The organism is Faecalimonas sp. LCP19S3_D12, assembly GCF_052121495.1.
Taxonomy (GTDB): domain Bacteria; phylum Bacillota; class Clostridia; order Lachnospirales; family Lachnospiraceae; genus Faecalimonas.
Window position 1 is genome coordinate 1 of record NZ_JBQKED010000058.1, and the last position, 14,489, is coordinate 14,489.

Sequence of the window (14,489 nt, forward strand, 5' to 3'; positions counted from 1 at the left end):
GTAGTATACCGAGTTCCCTACAAGAAGAATTATAAAGAAAAAATAAGCTCAGGGAAACATTTTCATTACGTTTTGTGCCTGAGCGAAGCGAAAGGAATGGATATAACAATGTTAAAAGTAGAACATTTGCAAAAACGATACAAACAGTTTTCTCTCAATTGTTCTTTGGAGATTAAATCTGGCTATGTAACCGGACTAATAGGACAAAACGGTGCCGGAAAAAGTACAACATTTAAGGCCATTTTAGGATTGATTTCTATTGATGGCGGCGCCATTACACTTCTCGGAAAAGAGATTGAGAATTTTACAGCAAAAGACAAGGAAGCTTTGGGTGTTGTCCTATCCGACTCCGGTTTCAGCGGCTATCTGACAATCCGAGATATCGTTCCGGTTTTGGAACATTTGTACCATAAATTTGACAAATATTTCTTTTTAGAACAGGTCAAAAAATACAATCTGCCACTGAATAAAAAAATCAAAGAATTTTCAACCGGTATGAAAGCAAAATTAAAAGTGCTTGTGGCTATCTCCCACCATGCAAAACTGCTGATATTAGATGAACCAACTGCCGGATTGGATGTCATTGCCAGAGATGAACTGCTTGAGTTGTTAAGAGAATTTATGGAAAAAGATGAAGACCGTGCAATCTTGATCAGTTCTCACATTTCCAGTGACTTGGAGACGCTATGTGACGATCTGTATATGATCCATGACGGAAAAATTATTCTTCACGAAGATACTGATGTATTATTGGGTGATTATGCGCTGTTAAAACTAGACGATACACAATATCATACACTGGACAAACAATATCTTCTGCGCTCCAAAAAAGAGCCTTTCGGATATAGCTGTCTCACAGACCAAAAACAGTATTATATAGAAAATTATCCCAATATCACGATTGAAAAGGGAACCATTGATGCTGTTATTACAATGATGATCAGGGGGGAATAAAGAATGAAAGGATTACTCATAAAAGATTTTAAATTAATGAAAATGCAGAAAAACTTTTTTCTCATGATGATTGCAATCGTCATAGCAATCTCGTTTTTTCAAAATGAGATGTCATTTCCACTAGGATTTTTGCCATTTGTCATATCACTTTTTTCTTTGAGCACGATCAGTTACGACGAGTTTGACAATGGAAATGCATTTTTATTCAGCCTTCCAATCACCAGAAAAGATTATGTGAAAGAAAAATATATGCTTTCGTTCCTGCTTGGCTTTGCTTCTCTGAGCTTTGGGATTCTGATCACCTGTGTGGCTGGCTTTCTAAAAGGAGACACGATTCCTGCGGATATCATTTGGGCTGCTCTGATAATCCTATCAAGCGTCATCATAATACAGGCGATTATGCTCCCGCTTCAGCTAAAATACGGCGCTGAAAAGGCAAGAATCGCACTGATGGGAACATTTGGGCTGATATTTGCAGCCGGAGTGATCTTTGTCAAACTCACTCAAGCCGCAGGAGTTGATACCGTCATCCTTGCAAAACTTTCTGCTCTGCATGTCGGTATCTTTATTGCCGCCATCACACTGATTGCAGCTATATTTCTTTTCTTGTCTATGCAGGTTGCCATAAAAATTGTAGAGAAAAAAGAATTTTAACCATCACAAAAGACCATACACTTTTAACGCCTTATAGATGCCGTCATCATCTACGCATGCAGTCACATAGTCTGCATGCGTTTTCACATGCTCACCGGCGTTGCCCATCGCAACCCCGATATGAGCATACCGGAGCATATCTATATCGTTGTCTCCGTCTCCAAATGCCATGCTTTCCTCTTGTTCAATCTTAAAATATTCCAATATCTGCCTGATACCGGCAGCCTTTCCTCCTCTTTTCGGAATAATATCAAATGCCATTGGATTCCATACATTTTCTTTGCAATCTGTAAGGTTTTCCATCAGTTGCTGTACTTTACTTTCGTTGTCATACACAATAAACTGGTACACGTTTTCCCCATTATACGAGCCTACCTTGGGCATTGCTGTTGAGATTGCTTTCTGAGCTGCCCGAACTTTTTCATCCACAAAATTGATATACATCGCATGCATTCCAACAAGCATAATCGGCGTTTCCCGTTTCTCAAACACAGCAATCAATTTCTTTGTATCTTCTGTCGCAATAGGAAAATCATACACAAGTTGTTTCTCTCCATCTAGACAAATCTGTCCGTTCAGCATCACATACCCGTCAAACGAAATTCCCTTTACCGGAAGTTCTTCCATCTCCAGTATATGACGTCCTGTGGCAGCAAAAACTTTAATTCCCCGTTCTCTCAACTGACAGATGGCATCTTTTGTGCTTTCCAAAACCTTCCCCTGTTTATGCGATATGACTGTCCCGTCCATATCCAAAAAAACTGCTTTTATCATCTTTTTTCCTCATCCAATATTTTCTGAATCATATTTTTTACTAGTTCAAACGCAATAGGATTCATTCCACTGTTAATCACAATATCTGCCGTACTTCTTGTCGGTTCCACATAGAGATAATGCATTGGCTTCACCGTTGTGAGATACTGCTCTACAACGCCTTCAATGTCACGTCCGCGCTCTTTCACATCACGAATAAGACGTCTTAAAATTCGCTCATCCGCATCTGCCTCCACATACACTTTAATATCCATCAGCTCCCGCAGTCGCTCATCCGCAAGAACAAGAATTCCTTCCAGAAGAATCACTTTTTTCGGTTCTACCCGCTCGACCTGATTAGAACGTGTATGCAATGTGTAGTCATACACCGGACATTCAATCGACTTTCCCTCTTTTAATTCCATCAACTGCTGCACCAAAAGTTCAGTCTCCATCGCATCCGGATGATCATAGTTCGTCTTTTTACGTACTTCCAACGGAATCTTACTCTGGTCACGATAATAATTGTCATGATATAATACCGCTACATCATCCTTAAATTCCTTCTTTAGCTTTCTCGTAAATGTTGATTTCCCTGAGCCGGTTCCTCCAGCGATTCCTATAATGATATTCTTCATTTTTCTTACCTTTCTATTTTTTCTATCGTATCCTTTCTGATTTCTTCCCTCAACACTGTCAGATACTCTGAAAATGTAACTCTGTCATTTGCATATGTCTGATTCATCTCATACTCTTTTGGAATCCATGTGGACAAATCTGAAAAATTATGCTGTATTACCGCTTCCAGACCGTCAATTGCCTTGTAGATCTTTGCTTCCAAAGTCTTTCGTTCTTCCATCTCTTTATAAAGTTGCTGCATTTCTTCTGCATAGTATTTCGGAAGACCTCTCACCCAATCATACAACAGCTCTTCTTCCTTTTTTTCATCTTCTGCTGTTTTTTCAAACGCCGGAATATCTCCCGTGAATGCTTCCCCCAAGTCGTGAATGATACACATTCGAATGACCTTGTCCATATCCGCCTCTGGGAATTCATCCCTCATAAAAAACACCATCAATGTCATCATCCAGCTGTGTTCCGCAACACTTTCCCGTCTTCCTTTTGACGTGTAACAGTGCCTTGTCGTATCTTTTAGTCGTTCCGCCACTGTCAATAAATTCAATAGTTCTCGTGCCTGCATCAGCCTTCCTCCTTATTATTTCTTCCAGATCATTAAGTATTCTTTCTCATCTGTAGATGTGTCTATACTTTCACACTGTATTTCAAACTGCTCTCTTTTATAAAAACTTACTGCCCGTTCATTTTTTTGATAAACGTTCAACTCCAATTGTCCTTTCAAACTTTTTACAAAATCCAAAAGCTGTTTTCCAATCCCGCCAGACTGTTCTTGGTCTCTTACAAAGATTCCTGCAATATACTCGTCATCTAAACCTACAAATCCTTTGATTTGACCCTGTTCTTCATACACATAAATCTCAGCCTGTGCAAACATGTCTTTCACCATCTCAAAATGCTCATCCCAGTACGTTTCTGCAATAAAATCATGTGCTTTTTTATTCGTATTCAACCAGATATATGCCACTTCGTCAAGATCTGTTTTCCTTAATTTTCGAATCATAGTTTTTCCTCCGTGACTAGTTTACCACGAAAGTCACAAGAAGTGGAATATTTTCTGCATAAAAAAGTCCCATCAAGAACTTTTTTGTCTATACAGACATTTCTTGATGAGACTTTTTTGTAAACTTTCTTTATAAACTTTCTTTAAAGATTCTAAGGATCTCGTCTCGATTCAACTCTTTATATCCACCTGACATTGGAAACGTTACATCTGCAATGCTTTCCAGTATCTCTTCATTTGCTCCAAGTTCCGAAATATTCATAACCAGACCTAGTTCGTTCATCCAGTTCTCCATCGCTTTCAGACCTTCCCTGGCAACCTGCTCATCTGTCTTTCCTTCAGGTGATACATTCCACACATTCACTGCAAAACGTTTGAATTTTTCAAGACCATATGGCATGATATACCGATAATACGGAAGCGAAACCGCTGCAAGTGTCATACCATGTGTCGCATTTGTGTAGCCACCTACTGCCTGACCAAGCATGTGCACCATCCAATCAGCACTTTTTCCCATTGCCACCAACGTGTTCAATGCCCATGTTGCGGTCCACATAATATTGCTTCGCGCTTCATAATCCTGTGGATTTTTCACTGCCACACGGCTGGATTTCAGCAGCGAACGCATCAGCCCTTCACTGATATAATCGCTGGTGTTATCATCTTCTCCCGAAAAATACTGCTCACAAATATGGTTGAATATGTCGTAAATACCGGATACCATCTGATATTTTGGAAGAGTCATTGTATATCTCGGATTTAAGATTGAAAATCTCGGCATAATTTTTTCATCTGCAAATACATGTCCGATTTTCTGTTTTGTATCCTGATTGGTAATCACAGAACCAGCGTTCATCTCAGAGCCTGTTCCAACCATTGTCAGCACACAACCAACCGGAATCACTTCACAATGCGGCTCCTCAAAACGGATAAAATATTTTTCCCACGGATCTTCCTTACAATTGACAGAAACCGATACTGCCTTAGAATAGTCGCAGACAGATCCTCCACCGACAGCCAGCAACAAGTCCGCCTGATGGCTCTTAGCGATCTCAACACCCTCATACAACTTTGCAAGTGTTGGGTTTGGCATAACTCCGGCGATTTCCGCCACATTCTTTCCATTCTTTTTCAGAATTTCGATCACTTCATCATAAATTCCATTCTTCTTAATTGAACCGCCACCATAGACTAAAACAACATTTTTCCCATACTTTTGGAGCTCCTCATTCAGATAATTCAGAGAGTCCTCTCCAAAATAGAGCTTTGTAGGGTTACAATACGAAAAATTACCTAACATAACATTTATCCTCCTAACAATCCATTGACATTATTATTTTCTTGTGATACTGTCATATTAATACCTAAACTTAACTTTAGGTCAAGAGGTTTTTCAAAATTTTCAGGAGGTTTTTCACATGTATACAATCGGACAAATATCTGAAATGTTTCAACTGCCGATTTCCACACTTCGCTATTATGATAAAGAAGGACTTTTTCCGGATTTAGAGCGTTCTTCCGGCATTCGCAGGTTCAGCGAAAAAGAAATCGAAGCGCTTCGCGTGATTGAATGTCTGAAAAAATCTGGGCTGGAAATCAAAGACATAAAATTATTTATGGAATGGTGTTCTGAAGGAAGCGCTACCTACCAAAGACGCAAAGAACTATTTGAGCGCCAAAAAGAAATTGTACAAAAAGAAATCGCAAAATTGGAAAAGGTTTTGGATATGCTTCAATTCAAATGCTGGTACTATGATCAGGCAGTCAAAGACGGGAACGAAGACCGAATCCAAAGCATTCTGCCCGATCGTCTCCCAGAAGACATTCAGAAAATATACAATCGTTCTCACAATGATCAATAGAAGGGAAATGTTTCCCTTCTAAATCATCTCAGGCTGTCTTTCATTGTTTTCACATACGCTCCGACATATTCGGGCGCCTCTTTTTTATATGTCTCAAGCAGCTTAACAATCGCCGAGCCGACGATCGCACCGTCTGAAATATCCGCCATCTTCTTTGCCTGCTCTGGAGTTGATATTCCAAATCCAATTGCACAAGGAATATCTGTATTCTGTCGTACTACCTCGACAATAGACGCTAAATCTGTCTTGATCTCACTTCTCGCTCCGGTCACTCCAAGACTTGACACGATATATAAAAATCCTTCTGCTTCTTTTGCGATCATTGCAATACGGTTTGCCGAAGTCGGAGCGATTAGCGAGATCAAATCTACCCCATATCGATGGCAAACTGGCAAAAATTCTTCTTTTTCTTCAAATGGCAGATCCGGCAAAATCAATCCGTCAATCTCACACTCTCTACAGGAAGAAAGAAAGCGTTCTGCACCGTAAGAAAATACAACGTTTGCATATGTCATAAATACCATCGGCACTTTCACATCTTTTCGCAGCTCTTTCACAAATGCAAATATTTTATCTGTTGTCACACCACCACTTAATGCCCTCAAGTTTGCCCCCTGAATTACATTTCCCTCCGCAGTAGGATCTGAAAATGGGATGCCAAGCTCAATCAAATCTGCCCCGTTTTCCACCGCTGCCCGAACTACAGCCCCGGTTGTCTCCAGATCCGGATCACCGCAGGTGATAAACGGAATGAATGCTTTTCCTTGTTCAAATGCTTTTTTTATATTACTCATAGATATCCTCCCCTCTATAGCGTGCAATTGCAGCACAATCTTTATCTCCTCTGCCCGATACAGTAATGACAAGAATCTGGTCTGTTTTCATTTCAGGCGCAAGTTTCATAGCATAGGCAACTGCGTGTGCAGACTCAATCGCCGGAATGATTCCCTCCGTCTTTGCCAGATATTCAAATGCATCCACCGCCTCATCATCTGTCACCGGAACATATTCTGCTCTCCCAAGATCGTGCAGATGTGCATGTTCCGGCCCGATTCCCGGATAGTCAAGCCCTGCAGAGATCGAATATACCGGCGCAATCTGCCCATATTCATCTTGGCAGAAATACGATTTCATACCATGGAAGATTCCAAGTGTTCCCGTATTGACTGTCGCTGCGGTCTCGCGCGTATCAATTCCTCTTCCAGCCGCTTCACAGCCGATCAGCCGAACTTCTTTGTCATCAATAAAGTGATAAAAACTGCCAATCGCATTTGAGCCTCCTCCTACACAGGCAACTACTGCATCCGGAAGTTTCCCTTCTTTTTCCAGTATCTGCTCCTTAATCTCCTTGGAAATGACAGCCTGAAAGTCACGCACAATCGTAGGAAACGGATGCGGTCCCATCACCGAGCCGAGACAATAATGTGTGTCACTGATGCGTGAAGTCCATTCCCGCATTGCCTCAGAGACCGCATCTTTTAAAGTGGCAGTTCCTGTTCTGACCGGTATCACTTCCGCTCCAAGAAGCCGCATCCGATACACATTGAGCGCCTGCCGGATTGTGTCTTCTTCTCCCATAAACACCACACATTCCATTCCTAAAAGCGCCGCTGCCGTAGCAGTGGCAACTCCATGCTGACCGGCTCCGGTCTCTGCAATCAAACGTGTTTTTCCCATCTTCTTTGCAAGCAGCGCCTGACCAAGCACATTATTGATTTTATGTGCACCAGTATGATTCAAGTCTTCACGTTTCAGATAAATCTTCGCCCCGCCCAGATCTTTTGTCATCTTCTGTGCAAAATAAAGTCTTGACGGTCTCCCCGCATATTCGTTTAATAATTCCGTAAGTTCCCGGTTAAATCCCGGGTCGTTTTTATAATAATTATACGCTTCTTCCAATTCAATCACTGCATTCATCAAGGTTTCCGGAATGTACTGTCCACCGTGAATGCCAAAACGTCCATTTTGATTTGTCATATTTTCTCTTCCCTTCTTACTGCTGCGACAAATGCCGCCATTTTTTTCTGATCTTTTTTCCCATCTGTCTCAATGCCGGAACTGACATCCACGCCATCCGGATGCAATCTTTGTATCGCCTCGGATACATTGTGGCTTGTAATGCCTCCTGCAAGAAAATAAGGTCTTTCTATCGTTTGGATCAGCTTCCAGTCAAACACTTTTCCTGTCCCCGCTCCGGAATCCAATAAGAGCATATCCGCTTCACTTTTCTCTGCCCTCTTAACATCTTTTTCCGTCTTTATGCGAAATGCCTGAATGATCGGTCTGTCAGACATCTTTCGAAGCATTTTTATATATTCGTTATCTTCCTCACCATGAAGCTGCGCTATATCTATGACACCGCTGTTTAGAAGTCCTGCAACCTGCTTTGGCTCTTCATTTACAAACACGCCGACCACCTGTATCCCTGCCTGCAAATATTTTCTAAGTTCCGCTACTTTTTCAGGACTTATATATCTCCTGCTTTTCGCTGCAAATACAAACCCAACATACTCCGGATGCAGGGCATTGGCTGCCTCAATGTCACAAACCCGCCTCAAACCGCACAGTTTTATCTTCGTCATATCACACCTCGCAGTTCTCTCAACTTTGCCTTTTTATCTGCGGCACGCATCAGTGTCTCACCGAGCAGTACAGCATCCGCCCCAATCTCACGAAGTTTTTTTACATCCTTTGCACTTTGAACACCACTTTCCGACACAAACAAGATTTCTGTTGGGATCTGTTCCCGCAGCCTGCGACTGTTGTCCGTATCCACCGAAAAATCTTTGAGATTCCGGTTATTGACACCGATAATGCGTGACTTTGCGTCCACCGCCATCTGCACTTCCCGTTCATCGTGTGCCTCAACCAAAGCGGAAAGCCCGAGCATATCACAAATCTGAATGTATTCACGAATCTGTTCTTTTGAAAGAATCGAACAGATTAAAAGTACTGCGGATGCCCCAAGCACCTTCGCCTCGTAAATCATATATTCATCCACTGTAAAATCCTTGCGGATACACGGAATTTTAACCATACTTACAATCTCTTCCAGATACTTGTCACTTCCTAAAAACCATCTGGGTTCCGTCAGCACTGAGATACAGTCAGCTCCCGCCGCCTCATATTCCCTTGCAATTTTCTGATACGGGAAATCAGAAGCAATCACTCCTTTCGATGGAGATGCTTTCTTACATTCACAAATAAAAGAGAGTTCCGGCTTTTTCAGTGCTTTTTCAAATGCAAATGTTCCCTTTGGCAGTTCCAGTGCTCGCCCCCTCATCTGTTCAGGCGATATTTTTCTTTTTGCCTGCCTGGTACGCTCTTTTGCATAATCTGCGAGTTCTTCTAAAACAGTCATTCTTTCACCTCCTGACGATTGCTTATTTCTATCAGTCTGCGCAAAGTCTCAAGTGCTTTTCCGGAATCAATCAGTCTGCCTGCAAGTGCAATTCCTTCCTCCATACTTTCCGCCTTACCCCCGATATACAATGATGCTCCCGCATTCATCAGAACTGCATTTCTCTTATGTCCGCGTTCTCCGTTTAAAATACTGAGCGTAATATCCGCATTCTCCTTTGGACTTCCACCTCTTAACTCTTCTTTTGTACAACGCTCAAACCCAAACATTTCCGGAGTGATCACAGAAGACTTGAACCATCCGTCCCGAATCTCGCAAACAGTTGTCGGCGCACTCATAGAAATCTCATCTAATTTATCCTGCCCATACACAACCATTCCTCGTTTCACTCCCAAATTGATCAACACCTGAGCGAGTGGTTCCACAAGATATTCGTCATATACTCCCAAAAGCTGCATAGACGGTGTCCCCGGATTGGTAAGTGGTCCTAAAATATTAAACACTGTGCGAAAACCAAGCTCCTTACGAATCGCTCCCACATATTTCATAGATGCATGATATTTTTGTGCGAAGAAAAAGCACATCCCCGCTTCCCGCAAAAGTTCCACACACTTTTCAGGGCTTTGCTGAATGTTCACACCAAGCGCCTCCAGACAATCTGCTGTCCCACACTGGGAAGATGCTGCCCGATTTCCATGCTTTGCCACTTTCATTCCACCGGCAGCTGCGACAAGCGCCGATGTAGTCGAAATATTAAAGCTATGTGCATTGTCTCCACCTGTTCCTACAATCTCAAACAATTCCATATCTGTCTCCACCTTTGTGGCATGTGCCCGCATTGCCGCCGCACAGCCGGCAATCTCGTCTGTCGTCTCGGCCCTTGCGCTCTTCGTGGAAAGCGCCGCAAGAAACGCCGCATTCTGTGTGGCAGTTGTCTCTCCGCTCATAATCTCATTCATCACCGCATATGCCTCATTATAAGTAAGATCCTCTTTATTTACGATTTTTACAATTGCTTCTTTGATCATCTGCTCATACCCCCTGCAAGAAATTTTTTAACATGGTTTTTCCATCTGGCGTCATAATTGATTCTGGATGAAACTGCACCCCGTAAATCGGATAGTCTTTATGCTGTACTGCCATGACCTCTCCATCTTCCGTTTTCGCTGTCACTTTCAGACATTCGGGCATCGTTTTTATCTCAGCCGCAAGTGAATGATAGCGCGCCACTGACATATTTTCCGGACAAGTTTGAAATAGTAAACAGTCCTTGTCAAATGTAATCTGCGACTGTTTCCCGTGCATCAGTTCTTTTGCATAGGTAACCGTTGCTCCAAACGCTGCACAGATTGCCTGATGCCCAAGGCAGACACCAAGTGTTGGAGTCTTTTTTCCAAGTGTCTTTGCCACCTCTATAATAACACCTGCATCCTCTGGTCTTCCCGGTCCGGGCGAGAGAATGATGCGTTTGGGATTCAACGCTCTGATTTCTTCCACTGTCATCTCATCGTTTCGAATCACCCGAATATCCTGCTCCATCTCACCGATCAGCTGATACAGGTTGTAAGAAAAACTATCATAATTATCAATCAGTAAAATCATATTTCTCCCTCCTCTGCCAATTTCAATGCATCCACAACAGCTTTTGCCTTATTGATGCACTCTGTATATTCTTTTTCCGGAACAGAATCCGCGACGATTCCCGCTCCTGACCTTACAAATACCTTTCCGTTTTTCTTATATGCAATGCGAATTGCAATACAGGTATCCATATTTCCGGTAAAATCAATGTACCCGATTGCCCCTCCGTAAATGCCACGTTTGTTATTCTCCAACTCTCCGATCAACTGACACGCCCTGATTTTCGGAGCACCTGAAAGCGTTCCGGCAGGCAGTACCGCCTCGATTGCATCAAGCGCATCTTTTCCCTTGCAAATTTCCCCACGCACAGTCGATCCGATATGCATGACATGCGAGAAGTATTCGATAGTATGAAACTTTTCTACCTTCACCGTTCCAAATCTGCTGATTTTTCCGAGATCATTTCTTCCAAGATCAACTAGCATATTATGTTCTGCAAGTTCCTTTTCATCTGCAAGCAGTTCTTGTGAAAGGGCTCTGTCTTCCTCATTTGTTTTCCCCCTCGGTCTCGTTCCTGCAAGCGGAAATGTATGCAAAATTCCATTTTCCAGTTTCACCAAAGTCTCCGGCGATGCACCGGCAACCTCAACATCCGTACCGGAAAAATAAAACATATATGGCGACGGATTAATTGTCCGAAGCATGCGGTAAGTATTCAGCAGGCTTCCTTCAAACGGGGCACTCAGACGATTAGAAAGTACAATCTGAAAAATATCTCCCTCCCGGATATATTGTTTTGCCTGTTCTACCATGCCACAGAATTGCTCTTTCTCAAACAGTGGTATGACTTCTCCCATCAAACGTCCTTTTGCTTCCTGCTTTTTTTCACCTTTTTTCAACAATTCTACAAGCTGTTTTAACTCCAGCACCGCCTTGTTATAACCAACTTCTATATCGTGCAGAGACATATTTACAATAAAAATAATTTTCTGACGAACATGATCAAATGCAATGACTTTATCAAACAGCATCAAATCTACATCTTTAAATGCCTCACTGTCTTCCACCCTGCATCTCACAGATGGTTCACTGTATCCTAGATAGTCATAAGAAAAATAACCGACTAGTCCTCCTGTAAAAGAAGGCAGATACGCAAATCGAGGACTTTTGTAATCTGCAAGAATCTGTCTGATATGCTCTGAAGGATTCTCCGTCTCAATTTTGACATTGCCAATTTGCATTTTCCCGTCAATACAGGTGATTTCTAACTTGGGCGCAAATCCAAGAAAGGTATAACGTCCCCACTGTTCATCTGCCACCGCCGACTCCAGCATATAACAATGTGTGGATACATTTTTCAATATTTTCATCGTCTCAATTGGTGTTGTAAAATCAGATAAAATCTCACAGCTGATCGGCACAACATTGTATTGTCCGCTCTCTGCAATCTTTTTTACTTCACTAAATTCCGGTAATATTTTCATAATCAAGACCTCCTCTTACGCACTTTATTCAAGTCACAGTATACATTCTGTCGAAATTTTTTCAGTGCTAGAATAGAGTTTTTATACCACAAAAAAACGTCCTTGACAGAATGATAGTTTCTGTCAAGGACGAATAGTGTACATGTATAACAAGTACGACACAATCCGCGGTGCCACCTTGAATTCACGGAATCTCCGTGCTCTTAGCAGGATACAAACATACCCCCGGCAACTGACGTATGCCCACACGTTGCAGAATACTCTGTAAATATAAACTTTACATTTGACTGCACCCTCCGCGGTCCATTTGACAACTTGTTTCTCATCTGGTTCTCAGCATCCCAAACTCTCTGTAAAGGCATCATTGCCGTTATCTCCGCTTCAACGGTTTGACGTATTAAATTTTTTATTACAATAGCACATGATTTTTCTTGTGTCAAGGCAATTTTGAAAATTCATGTAAAATTGCCATATATGATGCCACAAAGCATGACAGTGCTGCTCCGATCAACATAATTTCGCTGCTTTTATTTCCAATACTTTTCTACACACTGTTTTGCTTCTTCCTCTGACATTGAAAAATCTTTTCTAAGTTTCTCTATTGTCTGTTCTTTGGATATCTGAAAATCCATGCAGGTCTTAATCGTCCCCTCAATCAGTCCGGTTCGCATTCCACGCTCCATTCCAGCCTTATGTCCTTCATTCCATGCCTCTTCTTTCAAAAAGTCTCGAAATTCATTCTCATCATACTCTGTCAAAATCATTTCAATAACCTCCACCCGGTTTTTCCGAAGTATCTCTGACAGAATTTCCTTCTTAATACAGACATTCACAGCATTTTCTACAGCATCTTCAAATAGCATTCCCACCTCTATATTTTCACGAATAGCCGCAATAAATTGAGCATATTCCTTCAATGCTTTGCACTTTTCCATCAACCTTCGATTATGCCCAAGGTTAATATTAAGAACTAACGCAGTACATTCTAATGCTGGTGTTGCTCCCTTTCCATTTTTGATAAACAAATCGCTCAACTTCAATTCCTGCCGTTCCGGTTCTTCTTTTGTCCCATTGTAGAAAACAAGATACTGTGGAAATGGAATATAAAGTGGTGAATTCGTATATAACCGCTGTTTTACCGGCTCAATCTGTTCCCGATACAGAGATGAAAAGTAAAATAGTCCTCGCAATGGCAGATTTGGGCTATACGAGCTTTGATGTTCATAAAGATTCAGCACATCATCAATCAGAAATGACAAATCATTCTTCATCCCCATGTATACAACGTCTTCAATCGTTGTAATTGTCAAATCTTCCGGATTGGTATAATCACTGTTATTTATCGCATTGTAAAGCTCCAGCAAATCTTTCTTGTCCTGGAAAATAAGGCGAAATAGTCTGTCTTTATACTTCTTATTTATTTTATGTAATGTCAATCTTTGTTCCTCCTTCATTGTATCAAACATCATTTTATGAATCAATCAACAAAAAGAGAAAATGCTCCCATAGGCATCACCGACTTTCTTTTGTATCTTACAAGTTGGATTTTATTTGTGACGATTGTCACACAAAATTAGAAATATTAGAAACTTCTTAGAAGTTTTGATTTGTGACATTGATTTTAACACAGTGTAATGTGAACTTCAATCAAAATATTCTTTTGAGAATTTATCGCTCAGTGATTTTAATCTAATTCCCTCATATATTTGTTGCCCTAGAAATTTCATTTTACCATATTTGTATACAATCTCTGTTTTACCAGTTCAATCTTCCCGATTGGTATAATCACTGTTATTTATCTCATTATAAAGTTCCAGCAAATCTTTCTTTTCTTGAAAAATAAAGCGAAATAGAAGCAACAGACTCTGCTCAGTTGACAACTGACCACAATGTTAAGCATTATTGGCTGAACCTTAATCAGACAGGATTTCCACCTGTTAGGTCAATTGTCCTTTGCTGGGCGCACAACTGGCATTTGTATACTTGTTCATATACATTTCCGTTTTCCATAATTGCTCTATCCTACAAATCAATTATTTTTTCTACATACTGTATTTGCTAAAATTACCGTTACGATACCCACAATAATTCCTAGAGCGTGTTTGAAAATTAAAAAGTGCACAAAATATTTGTTTATAGCCCTTCTTTCATGGTAAAATAAAGAAAAAGGGGCTGATATTATGTCAAGACGTTACGAACTA

General features: G+C 41.2%; 16 protein-coding genes. 3 read left to right on the forward strand and 13 right to left on the reverse strand.

Translation table 11 applies throughout. The features are described from left to right. The first annotated feature begins 108 nt into the window (after positions 1-108). Both ACTQXY_RS13865 and ACTQXY_RS13870 read left to right on the forward strand, forming a co-directional pair. On the forward strand, positions 109-954 hold the full coding sequence (locus ACTQXY_RS13865; RefSeq protein WP_441659968.1) for an ATP-binding cassette domain-containing protein: 846 nt from the start codon (positions 109-111) through the stop codon (positions 952-954). 3 nt (positions 955-957) lie between these two features. Further along, a complete protein-coding gene (locus ACTQXY_RS13870) occupies positions 958-1,608 on the forward strand; it encodes an ABC-2 transporter permease (RefSeq protein WP_441659954.1) in 651 nt (216 codons plus the stop codon). A 3-nt stretch (positions 1,609-1,611) separates the two neighbouring features. Here the strand turns inward: ACTQXY_RS13870 and ACTQXY_RS13875 are convergent, their stop codons facing one another. The 5 genes from ACTQXY_RS13875 to ACTQXY_RS13895 form a co-directional block, all read right to left on the reverse strand. Next, positions 1,612-2,382, reverse strand: coding sequence for a Cof-type HAD-IIB family hydrolase (locus ACTQXY_RS13875; protein WP_441659955.1), 771 nt, complete (start codon positions 2,380-2,382; stop codon positions 1,612-1,614). Continuing rightward, the gene (gene udk / locus ACTQXY_RS13880) at positions 2,379-2,999 is read right to left on the reverse strand and encodes a uridine kinase (protein ID WP_441659956.1); all 621 of its coding nucleotides are present in this window, start codon (positions 2,997-2,999) and stop codon (positions 2,379-2,381) included. The genes ACTQXY_RS13875 and udk overlap by 4 nt, the downstream gene beginning before the upstream one ends. Positions 3,000-3,004: 5 nt before the next feature. Then, the gene (locus ACTQXY_RS13885; RefSeq protein WP_441659957.1) at positions 3,005-3,562 is read right to left on the reverse strand and encodes an HD domain-containing protein; all 558 of its coding nucleotides are present in this window, start codon (positions 3,560-3,562) and stop codon (positions 3,005-3,007) included. Positions 3,563-3,577: 15 nt separating this feature from the next. Further along, positions 3,578-4,000 (reverse strand): GNAT family N-acetyltransferase, encoded by a 423-nt coding sequence (locus tag ACTQXY_RS13890; RefSeq protein WP_441659958.1) that lies wholly within the window; start codon positions 3,998-4,000, stop codon positions 3,578-3,580. Between the two features lie 130 nt (positions 4,001-4,130). After that, on the reverse strand, positions 4,131-5,300 hold the full coding sequence (locus ACTQXY_RS13895; RefSeq protein WP_441659959.1) for an iron-containing alcohol dehydrogenase: 1,170 nt from the start codon (positions 5,298-5,300) through the stop codon (positions 4,131-4,133). 118 nt (positions 5,301-5,418) lie between these two features. Between ACTQXY_RS13895 and ACTQXY_RS13900 the strand changes: the two genes are divergently transcribed. Then, complete coding sequence (locus tag ACTQXY_RS13900) at positions 5,419-5,862, forward strand: MerR family transcriptional regulator (RefSeq protein WP_004613988.1); 444 nt, start codon at positions 5,419-5,421, stop codon at positions 5,860-5,862. A 23-nt stretch (positions 5,863-5,885) separates the two neighbouring features. On the opposite strand, the gene trpA is transcribed toward ACTQXY_RS13900, so the two are convergent. The 8 genes from trpA to ACTQXY_RS13940 form a co-directional block, all read right to left on the reverse strand. Beyond that, positions 5,886-6,656 (reverse strand): tryptophan synthase subunit alpha, encoded by a 771-nt coding sequence (gene trpA / locus ACTQXY_RS13905; RefSeq protein WP_441659960.1) that lies wholly within the window; start codon positions 6,654-6,656, stop codon positions 5,886-5,888. Then, positions 6,649-7,839, reverse strand: coding sequence for a tryptophan synthase subunit beta (gene trpB / locus ACTQXY_RS13910; RefSeq protein ID WP_441659961.1), 1,191 nt, complete (start codon positions 7,837-7,839; stop codon positions 6,649-6,651). The genes trpA and trpB overlap by 8 nt, the downstream gene beginning before the upstream one ends. Continuing rightward, positions 7,836-8,444, reverse strand: a complete 609-nt coding sequence (locus ACTQXY_RS13915) for a phosphoribosylanthranilate isomerase (RefSeq protein WP_441659962.1) — start codon at positions 8,442-8,444, stop codon at positions 7,836-7,838. Before ACTQXY_RS13915 ends, trpB begins: the two co-directional genes overlap by 4 nt. Continuing rightward, entirely contained in the window at positions 8,441-9,223 is a 783-nt protein-coding gene (trpC, locus tag ACTQXY_RS13920; RefSeq protein ID WP_441659963.1) for an indole-3-glycerol phosphate synthase TrpC, read from the reverse strand. Before trpC ends, ACTQXY_RS13915 begins: the two co-directional genes overlap by 4 nt. Beyond that, positions 9,220-10,251 carry an anthranilate phosphoribosyltransferase gene (gene trpD / locus ACTQXY_RS13925; protein ID WP_441659964.1) on the reverse strand — a complete coding sequence of 344 codons (1,032 nt, stop codon included), beginning with the start codon at positions 10,249-10,251 and terminating at the stop codon, positions 9,220-9,222. Before trpD ends, trpC begins: the two co-directional genes overlap by 4 nt. Positions 10,252-10,255: 4 nt before the next feature. After that, the gene (locus ACTQXY_RS13930) at positions 10,256-10,825 is read right to left on the reverse strand and encodes a glutamine amidotransferase-related protein (protein ID WP_441659965.1); all 570 of its coding nucleotides are present in this window, start codon (positions 10,823-10,825) and stop codon (positions 10,256-10,258) included. Next, on the reverse strand, positions 10,822-12,288 hold the full coding sequence (locus ACTQXY_RS13935; RefSeq protein ID WP_441659966.1) for a chorismate-binding protein: 1,467 nt from the start codon (positions 12,286-12,288) through the stop codon (positions 10,822-10,824). Before ACTQXY_RS13935 ends, ACTQXY_RS13930 begins: the two co-directional genes overlap by 4 nt. 527 nt (positions 12,289-12,815) lie before the next feature. Then, the gene (locus tag ACTQXY_RS13940) at positions 12,816-13,724 is read right to left on the reverse strand and encodes a hypothetical protein (RefSeq protein WP_441659967.1); all 909 of its coding nucleotides are present in this window, start codon (positions 13,722-13,724) and stop codon (positions 12,816-12,818) included. Between the last annotated feature and the right edge of the window lie 765 nt (positions 13,725-14,489).

Excerpts from the sequence above, each read along its gene's own strand:
- ACTQXY_RS13870 (WP_441659954.1), top strand. The coding sequence starts at position 958 with ATGAAAGGATTACTCATAAAAGATTTTAAATTAATGAAAATGCAGAAA.
- ACTQXY_RS13890 (WP_441659958.1), bottom strand. The coding sequence starts at position 4,000 with ATGATTCGAAAATTAAGGAAAACAGATCTTGACGAAGTGGCATATATC.
- ACTQXY_RS13915 (WP_441659962.1), bottom strand. The coding sequence starts at position 8,444 with ATGACGAAGATAAAACTGTGCGGTTTGAGGCGGGTTTGTGACATTGAG.
- udk (WP_441659956.1), bottom strand. The coding sequence starts at position 2,999 with ATGAAGAATATCATTATAGGAATCGCTGGAGGAACCGGCTCAGGGAAA.
- ACTQXY_RS13900 (WP_004613988.1), top strand. The coding sequence starts at position 5,419 with ATGTATACAATCGGACAAATATCTGAAATGTTTCAACTGCCGATTTCC.
- trpD (WP_441659964.1), bottom strand. The coding sequence starts at position 10,251 with ATGATCAAAGAAGCAATTGTAAAAATCGTAAATAAAGAGGATCTTACT.
- ACTQXY_RS13865 (WP_441659968.1), top strand. The coding sequence starts at position 109 with ATGTTAAAAGTAGAACATTTGCAAAAACGATACAAACAGTTTTCTCTC.
- ACTQXY_RS13930 (WP_441659965.1), bottom strand. The coding sequence starts at position 10,825 with ATGATTTTACTGATTGATAATTATGATAGTTTTTCTTACAACCTGTAT.
- trpA (WP_441659960.1), bottom strand. The coding sequence starts at position 6,656 with ATGAGTAATATAAAAAAAGCATTTGAACAAGGAAAAGCATTCATTCCG.
- ACTQXY_RS13875 (WP_441659955.1), bottom strand. The coding sequence starts at position 2,382 with ATGATAAAAGCAGTTTTTTTGGATATGGACGGGACAGTCATATCGCAT.
- ACTQXY_RS13895 (WP_441659959.1), bottom strand. The coding sequence starts at position 5,300 with ATGTTAGGTAATTTTTCGTATTGTAACCCTACAAAGCTCTATTTTGGA.
- ACTQXY_RS13935 (WP_441659966.1), bottom strand. The coding sequence starts at position 12,288 with ATGAAAATATTACCGGAATTTAGTGAAGTAAAAAAGATTGCAGAGAGC.
- trpC (WP_441659963.1), bottom strand. The coding sequence starts at position 9,223 with ATGACTGTTTTAGAAGAACTCGCAGATTATGCAAAAGAGCGTACCAGG.
- trpB (WP_441659961.1), bottom strand. The coding sequence starts at position 7,839 with ATGACAAATCAAAATGGACGTTTTGGCATTCACGGTGGACAGTACATT.
- ACTQXY_RS13885 (WP_441659957.1), bottom strand. The coding sequence starts at position 3,562 with ATGCAGGCACGAGAACTATTGAATTTATTGACAGTGGCGGAACGACTA.